The 14045-nt window shown below is 72.1% G+C and carries 13 protein-coding genes; 7 read left to right on the top strand and 6 right to left on the bottom strand.

Annotated elements, in window-relative coordinates; genetic code table 11:
- Positions 1 to 34: 34 nt before the first annotated feature.
- From LUU90_RS01880 to LUU90_RS26400, 3 genes are all read right to left on the bottom strand, one after another.
- Positions 35 to 730, bottom strand: coding sequence for a FadR/GntR family transcriptional regulator (locus LUU90_RS01880; protein WP_275001538.1), 696 nt, complete (start codon positions 728 to 730; stop codon positions 35 to 37).
- On the bottom strand, positions 717 to 2072 hold the full coding sequence (locus tag LUU90_RS01875) for an enolase C-terminal domain-like protein (protein WP_275001536.1): 1356 nt from the start codon (positions 2070 to 2072) through the stop codon (positions 717 to 719). Before LUU90_RS01875 ends, LUU90_RS01880 begins: the two co-directional genes overlap by 14 nt.
- A gap of 444 nt (positions 2073 to 2516) precedes the next feature.
- Positions 2517 to 3005 (bottom strand): amidohydrolase family protein, encoded by a 489-nt coding sequence (locus tag LUU90_RS26400; protein ID WP_342469241.1) that lies wholly within the window; start codon positions 3003 to 3005, stop codon positions 2517 to 2519.
- A gap of 587 nt (positions 3006 to 3592) precedes the next feature.
- Here LUU90_RS26400 and LUU90_RS01865 point away from each other — a divergent pair.
- Positions 3593 to 4279, top strand: coding sequence for a GntR family transcriptional regulator (locus LUU90_RS01865; RefSeq protein WP_275001535.1), 687 nt, complete (start codon positions 3593 to 3595; stop codon positions 4277 to 4279).
- 73 nt (positions 4280 to 4352) lie between these two features.
- Here LUU90_RS01865 and LUU90_RS01860 read toward each other — a convergent pair whose 3' ends face one another.
- Positions 4353 to 5552 (bottom strand): MFS transporter, encoded by a 1200-nt coding sequence (locus tag LUU90_RS01860; RefSeq protein ID WP_275001534.1) that lies wholly within the window; start codon positions 5550 to 5552, stop codon positions 4353 to 4355.
- Between the two features lie 164 nt (positions 5553 to 5716).
- Here LUU90_RS01860 and LUU90_RS01855 point away from each other — a divergent pair, with 164 nt between their 5' ends.
- From LUU90_RS01855 to LUU90_RS01830, 6 genes are read left to right on the top strand one after another with little or no spacing between them, the layout of a single operon-like run.
- Positions 5717 to 7048 (top strand): extracellular solute-binding protein, encoded by a 1332-nt coding sequence (locus LUU90_RS01855; RefSeq protein ID WP_275001533.1) that lies wholly within the window; start codon positions 5717 to 5719, stop codon positions 7046 to 7048.
- Position 7049: 1 nt separating this feature from the next.
- Positions 7050 to 8009 (top strand): carbohydrate ABC transporter permease, encoded by a 960-nt coding sequence (locus tag LUU90_RS01850; RefSeq protein ID WP_275001532.1) that lies wholly within the window; start codon positions 7050 to 7052, stop codon positions 8007 to 8009.
- A gap of 1 nt (position 8010) precedes the next feature.
- Positions 8011 to 8928, top strand: a complete 918-nt coding sequence (locus tag LUU90_RS01845; protein ID WP_275001531.1) for a carbohydrate ABC transporter permease — start codon at positions 8011 to 8013, stop codon at positions 8926 to 8928.
- A gap of 25 nt (positions 8929 to 8953) precedes the next feature.
- Positions 8954 to 9802 (top strand): IclR family transcriptional regulator, encoded by an 849-nt coding sequence (locus LUU90_RS01840; RefSeq protein ID WP_275001530.1) that lies wholly within the window; start codon positions 8954 to 8956, stop codon positions 9800 to 9802.
- A 9-nt stretch (positions 9803 to 9811) separates the two neighbouring features.
- On the top strand, positions 9812 to 10933 hold the full coding sequence (locus LUU90_RS01835; protein WP_275001529.1) for a mandelate racemase/muconate lactonizing enzyme family protein: 1122 nt from the start codon (positions 9812 to 9814) through the stop codon (positions 10931 to 10933).
- Positions 10930 to 12219 carry a family 43 glycosylhydrolase gene (locus tag LUU90_RS01830; protein WP_275001528.1) on the top strand — a complete coding sequence of 430 codons (1290 nt, stop codon included), beginning with the start codon at positions 10930 to 10932 and terminating at the stop codon, positions 12217 to 12219. The genes LUU90_RS01835 and LUU90_RS01830 overlap by 4 nt, the downstream gene beginning before the upstream one ends.
- Before the next feature lie 49 nt (positions 12220 to 12268).
- Here LUU90_RS01830 and LUU90_RS01825 read toward each other — a convergent pair whose 3' ends face one another.
- Together LUU90_RS01825 and LUU90_RS01820 are read right to left on the bottom strand one after the other, a co-directional pair.
- Positions 12269 to 12898, bottom strand: coding sequence for a hypothetical protein (locus tag LUU90_RS01825; RefSeq protein WP_275001526.1), 630 nt, complete (start codon positions 12896 to 12898; stop codon positions 12269 to 12271).
- Between the two features lie 104 nt (positions 12899 to 13002).
- A complete protein-coding gene (locus tag LUU90_RS01820) occupies positions 13003 to 14028 on the bottom strand; it encodes a LacI family DNA-binding transcriptional regulator (protein WP_275001525.1) in 1026 nt (341 codons plus the stop codon).
- Positions 14029 to 14045: the final 17 nt, after the last annotated feature.

Below are 14045 nucleotides of genomic sequence, written 5' to 3'. Positions count from 1 at the left end.
GCAGGAGCGCAAATAGCCAGCACTCAACGGAGCTTTACTCCAGGGTCTCCGGTCTCGGGAGCGAGTCCTCGACGCCCAGGAGGTGGCTCGCCATCCGGATGCGGGCCGCCTCGGGGTCCCGCGCGGCGAGCGCGCGCCAGATGGCCTCGTGCTCGTCGTGCGTGCGTTCCTCGATGCCCTCGGTGTGCAGGCCCCGCCACAGGCGCGCCCGGACGGTGCGGCCGGCGAACGACTCGATGAGCGCCTCCAGCACGGGGTTGCCCGTGTGCGCGGCGATGACCCGGTGGAACGCGATGTCGATCTCGATGAACTTGTCGTGGTCCACGGGGGAGCCGTGCAGCACGGTGACGACCTCGTCCAGGATGGCCCGCGCCTCGGCGACCGCCGCATCGGACATCCGGGTCGCCGCCAGGCCGGCGGCCTCCGTCTCCAGCAGGCGGCGCACGCTGTGGAAGGCGGGCATGGCGTCGTCGTCCTGGAGGTCCAGGACCATGGCCATGGGGGAGAGCAGGCGCGCCGGGTCCAGGCTGGTGACGTACGTGCCGTCACCCTGGCGGGTGTGCACGACGCCGAGCATGGACAGGGCGCGGACGCCCTCCCTCAGCGAGCCGCGGGAGACCTTGAGCGTGTCGGCCAGGTCCTTCTCGACGGGCAGCCGGTCGCCGGGGCGCAGCCGTCCGTCGAGGATCATCCTCCGGATGCCGTCGACGACCTCGTCAGTGCGGGACATGGTCGGAAGTATCGCGCACCCAGTACGTCCCGTGCGGGAACCTGAACCGGTCCAGGGAACTTTCGTACATGCGCGTGGAGTAGCCGGGCAGGGCGGGCAGCACGTAGGCGGTGCCCGCGCCGCGGTCGGCGACGAGGCACGGGTCGGTGAAGTGCTCGTGCAGATGGTCCACGTACTCGGTCACGCGGCCGTCGAGGTCGGCGCCGATCGCCACGTAGTCGAGCACGGAGACGTGCTGCACCATCTCGCACAGGCCGACGCCGCCCGCGTGCGGGCACACCGGGACGCCGAACTTCGCCGCGAGCAGGAGGACGGCGACTATCTCGTTGATGCTCGCGAGCCGCCCGGTGTCGAGCTGGCAGTAGTCGATGGCGCCCGCCTGGAAGAGCTGCTTGAACATGACGCGGTTGTGGCAGTGCTCGCCCGTCGCCACCCCCACCGGCGCGACGGCGCGGCGCACCGCGGCGTGCCCGAGGATGTCGTCGGGCGACGTCGGCTCCTCGATCCACAGCGGGTCGAACCGGGCCAGCACGCCCATCCACTCGATCGCCTGCGGCACGTCCCAGACCTGGTTGGCGTCGATCATCAGCGCGCGGTCGGGGCCCAGCACCTCGCGCGCGATGGTCAGGCGGCGGATGTCCTCGGCGAGGTCCGCGCCGACCTTGAGCTTCACGTGCTGATACCCGGCGTCGACGGCCTCCTGGCACAGGCGCCGGAGCTTGTCGTCGCTGTAGCCGAGCCATCCGGCCGACGTCGTGTACACCGGGTAGCCGGTCCGTTCCAGGGCGGCGATGCGGTCCTGCTTGGTGTCGGCGCGAGCGCGGAGGAGGTCCAGCGCCTCGTCGCGCGTCAGGGCGTCGGAGAGGTAGCGCAGGTCGGCGACGTCGACCAGCTCCTCGGGCGTCATGTCGACCAGCACGCGCCAGAGCGGCTTGCCCGCCCGGCGGGCGACCAGGTCCCACGCGGCATTGAGCACGGCGGCCAGCGACAGGTGCACCACGCCCTTCTCGGGGCCGAGCCAGCGCAGCTGGCTGTCGGACGTCAGGTCGCGGTAGACGGCGCCCATGTCGGCGGCCAGCTCGTCCACGTCCCGGCCGATCAAGCCCACCGCCTGCTGGCGCGCGGCCTCGGCGACGATGTCGTTGCCCCGGCCGATGGTGAACGTCAGCCCGTACCCGCCGAGCGTCGCGCCGCCGGGATCGTCCGGGTCGGGCGCGTCCGTCTCGAGCACGACGTAGGCCGCCGAGTAGTCGGCGTCCTTGTTCATCGCGTCGGAGCCGTCGGCGGTGACCGACGTCGGAAACCGTACGTCCTCGACCCGGACGCCTGTGATCGTGGCCATGCCGCTCCCTCGCAAACATCCGATGAACTGCGAGCAATCTACGGATGACAGGGGCAAGGGTCAAGGTGGGCCGGTGTTCCAGGTGAAATTGGTTTGATCAATGTGGCGGGTGGCGTGGCGGGTGGCGGGTGGCGGGTGCCGGGTGGCGGGCGCGGGTGCTGGGTGGTGGGCGCGGGTGCTGGTGCTGGGCCCGGGCGGGCCCAACGAGTTCGGTCCCTTGCATCGCCGCGAGAATGACTTCGGTCGGTTGCCATGAGATCGGTCAGTCAACCGACCGATCTCATGGCAACCGACCGAAGTCATCTAGATCCTGGGGCAACCGACCGAAGTCATGAGCCCTCGGGCAGCAACCAGGCCGGCAGCAACAGGTCCGTGGCAACCCGGTCCGTGGCAACCCGGTCCGTGGCAACCCGGTCCGCAGCAACCCCGTCGGTAGCAACCCCGTCAGACCAGCACCTCGCCGTCGCGGGCGACGACCCGCCCGCCCGCCACCACGAGCGCCCGGCGCGGGGCGCGGACGACGGCGTCCGGCACGTTCTCGGCGTCTACCAGCACGACGTCGGCCGGTGCGCCCACCACGAGGTCGTGCACGGCGCGCCCCACGAAGCGGCCGGCGTCGGCCGTGGCGATCCGCGCCGCGGTGACGAGGTCCTCGTCGTAGCGGAAGCCGGACAGACGCGAGAGCTGCGTGGTCAGCGTGAGCAGGTCGCCGGTGCCGTAGGGGGACCACAGGTCCCGGATGCCGTCCGTGCCGAGGCCGACGGCGACCCCGGCGTCGCGCAGCGCGTGCAGCGGCAGGGGCGCCGCACCGATCGGCGCGACGGTGGTCATGGTGATCCCCGCCTCGCCCATCGCCGCGATCAGCTCGGCCTGGCGTGCGGCAGGCAGCTGGCCGACGGCGAAGCCGTGCGCCACGTTCCGCGACCGCCTCACGCACGACCTCGATGCCGCGCAGGCCGACGCCCAGGTCGACGTCGACGTGGGTGCGCACCGCGGTGGTACCCGTGCGGACGGACTCGCGCAGCACGGCGAGCGTCACGTCGACGCCTGGGATGCCGAGCTCGTCGCGGTGGGACCGCTCGTGCGCGATGCGGCCCTGCACCCCGCCCTCACCGCCGTAGCTCACCCACGGCTTGCCCCACCAGGACTTGTCCACGTGGGCGTGCGCGTTGACCAGCCCGGGCAGCGCGAGCAGCCCGGCGCCGTCGACGGCGCCGTCGCCGTCCGTAGCCGCCCTGCCGACAGCCGCGCCGACAGCCGTGCCGACAGCCGTGCCGACAGTCCTGCCGCCACCGACGTCGGCTGCGTTCTCGGACGCGTCACCGGCGGCGTGCCCGGCCGGGTCGTGCGGGACGACGGCCGTGATCACCCCGTCCGCGATGTACAGGTCGCTGCGCTCGCCGCCCCAGGGGCGCACGTCGCGCAGGACGGTGACGGGGGTGGCGGCAGAGGTGGGGGAAGGCATGCGAGAAATGGTATCCCAAATGTGCTAGCGGGGGCCGTCCTGGCAGGATGGCGCCATGGCCATGCCGTCAGTCGATGCCGATGCCGATGCCGATGCCGAAGCTGAAGCTGGCCCGGTGAGCGCCTTCGAGCCCGAGTCGGCCCGCATCGCGCGCGCCGTGCGGGAGCAGATCGTCGACGGCACGCGCAAGCCCGGCAGCCGGCTCGTCGAGCGGGACCTTGCGGCGGAGCTCGGCGTGTCCCGCATCCCGGTGCGGGACGCGCTGCGCGCGCTCGTCGGGGAGGGGCTGGTGACCCCGCGGCCGCGCAGCTGGGCGGTCGTGCGGGAGTTCACCGACGCCGACGTCGCGCACCTGCAGGAGGTGCGCGAAGCCACCGACCCGCTGCACTTCCGGCTCGCCGCTCAGCGCCGGACGCCGGAGCAGCTCGCGGCGATGACGGAGGCGTGGGAGCGCGAGGCGGCCGCGGCGGCCGAGGGGGACGGGCCGGGGGCACGGCGGGCGGCGGCGGACTTTCACGAGGCGGTGGTGAGCGCCGCGGGCAACCCCGTGCTCGCCGAGCTCCACGCCGTCACGGCCAGCCGGGTGCGGTGGCTGCTGGCCCAGCACTCCGACCTCGAGGGCATCGCCGGCGAGCACCGGGCGCTGCTCGATGCCGTCCGCGACGGCGACCCGGAGACCGCCGCCCGGCTCGCCCGCGAACACCTGCGCACGAGCCGGGCGGCGGCCGCGGAACGTCGGTGACGCCGAGGCTCAGTTGCCGGGCTGGGAGCCCGTCGGCCGCCACGTCGCACGTTGCAACAAGCGAGAGTGAACGCTACCCGCGGCGCTTCCGGTCGGCCTTGCCCGTCCAGTGGCCGACCCAGATCGCGCCGAGCAGTGCCAGCACGCCGATGAGCACCGGCGCGGCGGCCAGGGGTGCGACCGCGGCCACCGCGGAGACGAGCAGCGGCCCGCCCGTGTTGCCGATGTCCCCGCACAGCCGCCAGCCGCCGAGGAACTGCGCGCGGCCTTCCTGTGGCGCGGCGTCGGCACCCAGGGTCATCACGATGCCCGAGCCGAGCCCGTTGCCGAGCGCGATGACCGCCATCACCAGGCCGACGCCGAGCGCGGAGTCGGTCAGCGGCAGCAGCAGGCAGCCGACGCCGACGGCGAGGACCACCGGCACCGCCACCACCTGCCGGCCGCGGGTGTCGAGCAGCCAGCCGCCTGGCAGGGTCAGTGCGATGTCGATGGTCGCGGCCACCGCGAAGAGCAGGGAGACCACCGCCGCCGAGATGTGGACGTGATCGGCCCACAGCGGCAGCAGGCCCGTGCGCACCGAGCGCGAGGCGCCGATGATGATGACCGCCACGCCGAGGGTCAGGAGCGTGCGGCGGTGCGCCCACAGCACGGAGTGCACCGGAAGCGGGGTGGTGCTGCGCCCCACGCGCCCGAAGTCCGGCATGCGGGTCACGATGAGCGCCGAGGCGAGCGAGGCGCACGCCGCGAGCACGAACACCGAGCGGACCCCGAGCAGGTGGATCAGGAGTGCCCCGAGCAGCGGGCCGATCAGCACGCCCAGGCGCATCGACCCGCCCAGCAGTGCCATCCCGCGCGCCCGGTGGCTGACCGGTACCGCGTCGATCAGGAACCCCTGGCGGGCCAGCAGGAACGCCGTCCAGCTCATACCGCTGACGAAGACGCACAGGCACAGCAGCCAGACCGAGGGCACCAGGAACGCGGCGACCATGGCCGCCGCATCGACGAGCCCGGCGATCACGAGGGTGCGGCGCTCGCCGAGGCGGGCCACCAGCGCGCCCGACGGGAGGGAGTTGGCCAGCTGCCCGATCCCCAGCAGTGCGACGACGAACGCGGCCACGGCGGTGGTCGCCCCGAGGTCCCTGGCGTGGATCGCCAGCACCGGCAGCACGGCGCCGTGACCGATCGAGCTGACGACCGACGGCAGGTACGCGACGACGGCGATGTCGCGGAAGCGGAAGTCCGGATCGTCTCCTGGGTCGCCCGTGCTCGTCACGCGAACATCCTGTCAGATAGTTAGCCGCGGCAACGACCCTACGGTGGTGGGGGATCCGTTGGCGGGGACCCGTTGACGGGTCCGCTTGCTTTCGCTACTGTCCCGTTCATCGACACAGCGGTCCCGATCAGTGGGACTGCACACAACGGGGTGGAGATGTGGAGATGAGTACGATGACGCGCCGCGCGGTGCTGCGGGCGCTCGGAGTGGGCGGGATCGCCGGCGTCGCCGCAGCGATCGCCGGCTGCGCGCCGACGATCGGGACCGCACGGCTCCCGCAGGTCCCGGCGGCCTACGACGGCCCGCCGGTCAGGCTGAAGTTCTGGAACGGGCTCACCGGCGGTGACGGGCCGGTCATGCGGACGCTGATCGCCGAGTTCACGCGGGAGAACCCGCACATCGCCATCGACATGTATGCCCTGCCGTGGAGCGACTTCTACCAGAAGTTCCCGGCGGCGGTCACGAGCGGGCTGGCGCCGGACTTCGCCCTCATGCACAACTTCCAGGTGGCGACCAACGCCGCGCGGAAGGTGATCATGCCGGTCGACGAGATCCTCGGCACCGTCGGCCTCACGGAGTCCGACTACCTCCCGGTCGTCTGGGGCTCCGGCGTCTACCGCGACCAGCGCTGGTCGCTGCCGTTGGACATGTGGCCCGACTCGCTGTTCTACAACCGCCGGGTGCTGGAACAGGCGGGACTGGATCCGGACGTCCCGCCGGCGGATCGCACCGCGTACGAGCACGCACTGGACGCCTTGGCATCGGCCGGGGTCAAGGGCCACTGGCTCCCGGCGGTCGACCCGCAGGGTGTCGGCCGCGGCTTCGACTCGCTGCTCTGGCAGTTCGGTGGTGAGCACTACGACGACGCCGGGCGTGCCGCGACGTTCGCCGGCCAGCCCGGCGTGGACGCGCTCACCTGGCAGCAGTCCCTCATCGGGGCGGGCTGGAGCCCGCGCAACGTCAGTGGCTCGGACGCGTCGATGGCATTCAAGAACGACCAGAACGCGTTCCTCTGGGGCGGCCCCGGCGCCCTCATCAACGACCTCGGCTCGGTCGACGGGCTCGACTGGGACGTCGCCCCGCTCCCGCAGATCGGCAGTCAGCGGGCCGCGTTCTCCGGCTCGCACCAGTTCGTGGTGGCCCGCCAGCCGAGCTTCGACGCCGACCGGCTGGCCGCCGTCGTGACGTTCCTCGGCTGGATCCTCGCGAACTCGATCGGCTGGGCGACGGCGGGCCCGGTTCCCGCGCGTCTGCCGATCCTGGACTCGCCCGAGCTGGCTGAACTGACAGCGCAGTCACACGTGGCCGAGGGGGTGGAGCACATCCGGTTCTACCCGCTGGTGCCGGGGATCGCGGAGGTGCAGACGACCATCCTGTACCCCGCGATCGGTGACGCGCTGCTCTCGCTCGGCGACGCGCGCCAAGCGTTGGAGACCGCGACGACCCAGGCGTCCTTCCTGCTCCAGGAGAACGCCGAGAAGTACGGGAGGGTCTGAGATGGCCACGATCACCGCCCCGAGCCGCAGCACCACCCCGAGCCGCGGCACCGGTCCGAGCCGCCGTACCGGTCCGCCGCACCGCCCTCGCCCCTGGACGCCGTACGCTTTCCTCGCGCCGTTCCTGCTGATCTTCGGCACGTTCGTGCTGGCCCCGGCTGTCTCGGGGCTCTGGATGAGCCTGCACAACTGGGACTTCTTCCTGCCCGACCGGCCGTTCGTCGGGCTGCAGAACTACGTCGACCTGTTCACCCCGGACGCGCTCGTCGCGCAGCAGTTCTGGGAGAGCATGCGGGCGACGGGACTGTTCGTGCTGCTCTCCGTCCCGCTGCTCATGGCGATCCCGCTCGGCCTCGCGCTCCTGCTCAACCAGCGGTTCCGCGGCCGTACCTTCTTCCGCGCCGTCTTCTTCGCGCCGTACGTGCTGGGCGTGAGCGTGGTCGGCCTGCTCTGGCAGTACCTGCTCAACGGCAACACCGGCCTCGTGAACGGCTATCTGGCCGAGCTCGGCATCACCGAGGCGGTGCCGTGGCTGACCGCCACGCCCTGGGTCTGGGTCTCGCTGGTGGGTGTGACGGTCTGGTGGACCATGGGCTTCAACTCCGTGGTCTACCTGGCGGGGCTGCAGAACGTCGACGAGGCGCTCTACGACGCCGCCAAGGTCGACGGCGCGGGCCGCTGGCAGCGGTTCGTGCACGTCACGATCCCGCAGATGCGGCCGGTCATCCTCTTCGTCCTGACGATGACGGTGCTCGCCTCGGCGAACATGTTCGGCCAGTCCTACCTGCTCACCTCGGGCAATCCGTCCAACGAGACCCGCACGGCGATCATGTTCATCGCCGAGGTCGGCCTGGAGCAGTTCCGGATGGGCCTCGCCGCCGCGATGAGCTACCTCCTCGCCCTGCTGCTGATCGTCATCAGCGCCCTGAACTTCCTCTTCCTGCGACAGAAGGAGAGCTGACGTGGCGACCACCGTCGTTCCCCCCGGCAGCACCACCCGACCAGCGGCACCGCGGCATCCCGCCGCCCGACGTCGTCGCGACGAGGCGACGGGCCGCGGCGTCGTCGGCACCCTGCTGCTCTACGCCATGCTGCTCATCCTGTCCGTGCTCATCCTGGCCCCGCTGTTGTGGATGCTGTCGACGTCGTTCAAGACGACCGGCGACGCCACGGCCCTGCCGCCGGAGTGGATACCACCCGCACCGACCGTCGAGGGTTACACCAGGCTGTTCGCCGACGCGCAGGCGCCGCTGCTGCGCTGGCTCGGCAACTCGGTGCTCGTCGGTGTGCTGCACACGGCCCTGGTGCTCGTCACGGCGTCGGCGGCCGCATACCCCCTGGCCCGGATGCGGTTCCCGGGCCGGCGCCTGATGTTCGCGCTCATCATCGCCACGCTGTTCGTCCCGGGGTTCGTCTTCCTGATGCCGAACTACCTGATCGTCGACGGGCTCGGCTGGCTCGACAGCCTCTGGGCACTCGTCGTGCCGGGTGCGGCGAGCGCGTTCGGCGTCTTCTTCCTCACCCAGTTCTTCGCGAGCATCCCGGCGGAGCTGGAGGAGGCGGCGCTCATCGACGGCGCCAACCGCTGGCAGATCTTCGTCCGCGTGGTGCTGCCGCTGTCCAAGGCACCGCTCGCGACCCTCGGTCTCCTGTCGTTCCTCGGCAGCTGGAACGACTTCCTCTGGCCGCTCTACGTGCTGTTCAACCCCGAGCAGCTGACGCTGCCCGCCGGGCTGGCCACCCTGCGCGGCGCCTACGCCACCGACTTTCCCGCGGTCATGGCGGGCGCGGCGATCGCGAGCATCCCCGTGCTCATCCTGTTCGCGTTCGTGCAGCGGTTCGTCATCGCCGGTGTCGCCCGGTCGGGTCTCAAGGGATGAGCGGGCAGCAGGAGAGAATGGCCGCGTGACTGACACGAGCACCCGGACCTCGGCCGACGGCGGTACCGCCGGCACCCTCGCACGTGGCCTCGACATCATCGAATGGATCGCCGCGACGCCGGACGCGACCGTCCAGCGCCTTTCGGCGGACCTCGGTCTCAGCCGCAGCGCGGCGTACCGCATCGTCGGCATGCTGCGAGAACGCGGCTACGTGGTGGGCGAGGCGGAGCTGCGCCTCGGGCCGGTCCTGATGCGGCTGGGCCTGCAGGCGCTGGACGGCCTCGACATCTACGCCGTCGGGCCCGAGCCGCTCCGGGAGCTCGTCCGGCAGACCGAGGAGACGGCGTTCATCGCCGTCTTCGACGACGACCAGATGTGCTACGTCATGCAGGAGGAGGGGCCGCAGGTGGTGAAGGTGGTCTCCAAGCTCGGCAGCCGGGCACCCCTGCACGCGTCAGGTCTCGGCAAGGCCTACCTGTCGGCACTGCCGGACGCCGAGGCCGGGTCGGTCATCGACCGCATCGCGCTGACGGGCTACACCCCGACGACGCTGACCTCCGCCGCGGCGCTGCGCGCCGAGCTCGACCGCATCAGGGACCGGGGCTGGGCGCTCGACGACGCGGAGCGCGAGCCCGGCGTCCGCTGCGTCGCCGCGCCGATTCGTGGCGCCGACGGGAGGCCGGTCGCCGCCATCAGCACCGCCGGGCCGCGCGACCGCATCATCGCCGCCCAGCCCACGATCGTCGCCGCGGTGTGCCGCACCGCCGCCCTCATCTCCGTCGCGCTCGGCGCGGCGACGCCTTCCCATCCGAACTCCCTGGACACCTCGTCCCACGACACCTCGTCCCACGACACCTCGTCCCACGACACCTGATTGGACTCCATGGGTACCTCCGACCCTCGCATCCGTTCCGTCCGGCTCGCTCAGCTCGCCACCCGCTACCCGCGGACGGTGGGGCGCAACGCCCGGCTCGGCAGCCACGGCGCAGGCCCCGGCTCGCACGTCGCGGTGCTGGTCACCGACGACGGCCGCACCGGGTGGGGCCTGGTCGAGGGGCCGCCCGGCGACGTCGGCCGGGTGGAGGGCCGCCCGCTCTCGGAGCTGATCGACCCGGCGGTCGGCGTGCTCGACGAGGCGGACCGCTGGCTCGACATCGCCCTGCACGACCTGCTCGGCGTCGTGCTCGACGCTCCCGTGCACGCGCTGCTCGGGGGGCACGGGTCGACGGACGTCCAGCTCTACGACGGCGCGATCTACTTCGACGACCTGGACCCGGAGGAGGCTCCGCGGGGGATCGACGTCCTGCTCGACGAGTGCCGCGCGGACGCGGCTCTGGGCTACCGGGACTTCAAGCTCAAGATCGGCCGGGGGAACCTGTGGCTGCCCCGGGACCGGGGCGACGCGCGCGACATCGAGGTGACCCGCGCGGTCCGTGAGGCGTTCCCGGACGCCCGCATCCTCGTCGACGCCAACGACGGCTACGACCTCGACGGTTTCCTCACCTATCTCGAGGCGGTCGCCGACGTGGGGCTGTACTGGGTCGAGGAGCCCTTCCTCGACGACGCGGACGATCTCAAGGCGCTCCGCTCGTGGCTCGACACGCACTCACCGGAGACGCGGATCGCCGAGGGAGAGACCTCGCCCGACGTCGCCGCGCTGCTGCCGGTAGCCGCCGCGGGCGCGATCGACGTCCTGCTCATGGACGTGATGTCCTACGGCCTCACCGCGTGGCGGGGGCTCATGCCCGAGCTCGCCGCGGCGGGCGTGCACGGCTCGCCGCACGCGTGGGGACGGCCGTTGAAGACCCGCTACGCCGCGCACCTCGCGGCGGGCCTCGGCAACGTGGAGGTCGTCGAGGGCGTTCCGGGGGAGGTGGCCGGCGTCGACCCGCGGCTGCTCCGTCCGGTGGACGGCGTCCTGCGGCTCGACGACGCTCCGGGCTTCGGCATCCCGCTCCCGGACGAGACACACCTGCGGCCGGTCGCCGCGGCCGAGCGGGCGTGACCGGGAGCCACGAGACGCGCCTGACCGCCGCGCGGTACGGGGACATGCTCCGCACGCTCGGCCGCGACCACGCCGGGACCACCGTGTTCGGGTTCCTGGACGTCTCGTTCGACGAGGCGGTCCGCCGGCACGCGACCCGGCCGCAGGCGAGGCAGTTCACCACCGACGAGATGGCCGCGTGGTGGGTGCCGGACGACCGGCTCGGGGTCCAGGGCGAGTTGGTCATCGGGTCCGGGACCACGGTGGGGCAGGCGGTCGACGATTTCTTCTGGGCGGCCCGGCCGGAGCGTGTGCCGAGGCCGGGAGCTGTGTCGAGCGAGAGGACGGGAACGACGATGGTGACGAACCCTGTGAACGACTCCAATCCTGTGAACGACTCCAATCCTGTGTACGACTCCAACTTCCCCGACCCGGCCGTGCTGGAGGTCGACGGGACCTACTGGGCGTACGCGACGAACAACGCGACCGAGGCGATGCCGGTGCTGCGCTCGCCGGACCTCGTGCACTGGACAGAGGTCGGCGACGGCATGCCCGACCTGGCGTCGTGGGTGGAGCCGGGGCGGACCTGGGCGCCGGAGGTCGCCGCCGTGGGGGAGCGGTACGTCGTCTACTACACGGCGCACGACAGGCTCACCGACGTGCAGGCCGTCGGTGTGGCCGTCGCGGACGCGCCGCAGGGCCCGTTCCGAGACGAGTCCGAGCGTCCGCTGCTGTGCCAGGACGCCGAGGGCGGTTCGATCGACGCCTCACCGTTCGTCGACGGCGACGGGACGCGGTTGCTGATCTGGAAGAACGACGGCAACCACGCGGGTGTCGACACATGGATCTTCGTGCAGCGGCTGTCCGACGACGGCCTGCGGCTCGAGGGCGAGCCGCTCCGCGTCCTGCGGCAGGACCAGGAGTGGGAGGGCGAGATCGTCGAGGGCCCGTACATCTGGCCGCACGGCGGCCGGTACTACCTCTTCTACTCGGGCAACGCGTTCGCCACGGACCGGTACGCGGTGGGCTACGCCGTGGCGGACCACGCGACGGGCCCGTACCTCAAACCGCAGGACACCCCGATCATGGTGTCCAACGACGTCGCCGCGGGCCCGGGGCACGGCGTCGTCGTCGAGCGGGGCGGGCGCACCTGGTACCTGCACCACGCCTGGCCGCCCGACGCGATCGGCACGTCCGTCCCGGGCCGGCAGATGTGGCTCACGGAGCTCGTCTTCGAGCCGTCGCCGGACGGCGGGCCGGACCGGCCGGTGCTGCTCGGCCCGCGCGCCGAGGTGGACCTGACCTGACCTGACCTGACCTGACCCGGCCCTGCCCCGACCTGCCCGGCCGCCGCCGTCAGGCCATCTCGGGTACGTGGAGGTGAGCGAACGCGATCTCCATCTCCTCGACGCTGTCGACGACGGCGCCCAGCTCCGCGACGACTCGTTCGCGGATACCGGCGCTGGTCTCACGGCTGGCCTCGAGCGCCTCACGGCTGTCGAATGCGGCGGTGCTGACCACCCGGCCGGTCTCCCGGTCGATCATCAGGCTGGCGCTGCAGAACCCGCTCAGGTCCTGGATCTGCGGGACGACGACCATCCGGTACATGTCGATGGCGTTGTCGACCATGTGCAGATCGCCGCCGCTCAGCCAGGTGAGCCGGGCGCAGGCGCCGTCGGGCGTGGCGTGGTCGCGGTGGACGACGGCGACCTCCCACTCGTGGACGTATCTGCCGGAGGTGCTGCCCAGCGCCCGCTCGGCACGGTCGCGCAGGGGGCGCACGGAGGGGGCGCTCGCCTGCATCGCGTCCTCGGACGACCACGCCGTCGTGGTGATGCACCGACCGCTCTGCCGGTCGACCAGCATCGACATCCCGACACAGCCGTCCATCGCGGAGACCGCCGGGAAGATCTCGTCACGAACGAGGCTCAACCCGGCGTCGATACTGGCGGGTTCACCCTGGATCTCGGTACTGCGGATGTACATGGCGGACTCCCTCTGCTCGTCAGCAGCGTCCGGACGGCGCTGCCGTCACCTCTCACGCTGCGCCGACCGGCGCCCCTGGTCAAGGGGGAGCCGGAGGAGATCCGTCAGCGCGGCGGCCGGGCGGCGCCCGACGACTCCCGCCAGACGATGCGCTGGAGGGCAGGGCCGCGGGCCGGTGGCGCCTCGCCCCGGAGCGCCGCGATCAGCAGGTGCATGGCGTGGCGCCCGGCCGCCTGGAAGTCGACGTCGACGGTCGTGAGCGACGGCATGGTGTAGGCGCCGAACGCCGCGTTGTCCCACCCGGTCACGACGACGTCGCCGGGTACCGACCACCCGCGCTCGGCGGCACCGCGCAGGACGCCGATCGCCAGCATGTCGTTGGCCGCGAGCACGGCGACGGGCGGCGCGTCGTCGGGCAGAGCGAGCACCGCCTGCCGTGCGGACTCCGCCGACCACTCGCCGCCGACCACGCCCAGCGACTCGGCGTCGAGGCCCTGCACGCTCTGCAGCCCCGCCAGGCAGGCGAGGTAGGTGTCGCGGCGTGCGCGGGCGGAGGCGAACTCCTGCGACCCTGCGACGTGCAGGAACCTGCGGTGGCCGGCCGCGACGAGCGCGTGGACGAAGACCTCCATGAGGTCGGCCTGGGCCAGCTCGCCCGCACTGTGCATCTGCTCGTCGAACGCCGTGGCGGCCAGGACCGGAGGGGTGTCCCCGCCGTCCGACAACGCCTCGGGAAGCACCGGGACGAACGTCAGGATGCCCTCGTACTGCCCGCCGGCCGCCAGCTCGAGCACCCGTTCGGTCCGGTCCTCGACCGTGCCGTCGACGCTGCTGGTCTCCATGGCGTACCCGGCCTCGTCGGCCGCCCGGCTCGCACCGGTGAGCATCCGCATCTGGTTGCCGACGGCGACGACGCCGGTGATCACGGCGAGCCGCCCGGATCGCCGCGTCCGCATCGACCGCGCGGCGAGGTTCGGACGGTAGCCGATCGACTCGGCGACCTTCAGGACACGCTCGCGGGTGGCGGGAGAGATCGCCCCCTTCCCGGTGAGCACGTACGACACCGTGGCCTGGGACACGCCCGCGAGGCGCGCGACGTCGCGACTCGTCGGGGGAACTGCAGCGCTCACGACTCTCCACTCCTTGA

It is taken from the genome of Promicromonospora iranensis (assembly GCF_028994775.1).
GTDB lineage: Bacteria > Actinomycetota > Actinomycetes > Actinomycetales > Cellulomonadaceae > Promicromonospora > Promicromonospora iranensis_A.
This window is presented reverse-complemented; position numbering and strand designations above follow the sequence as displayed.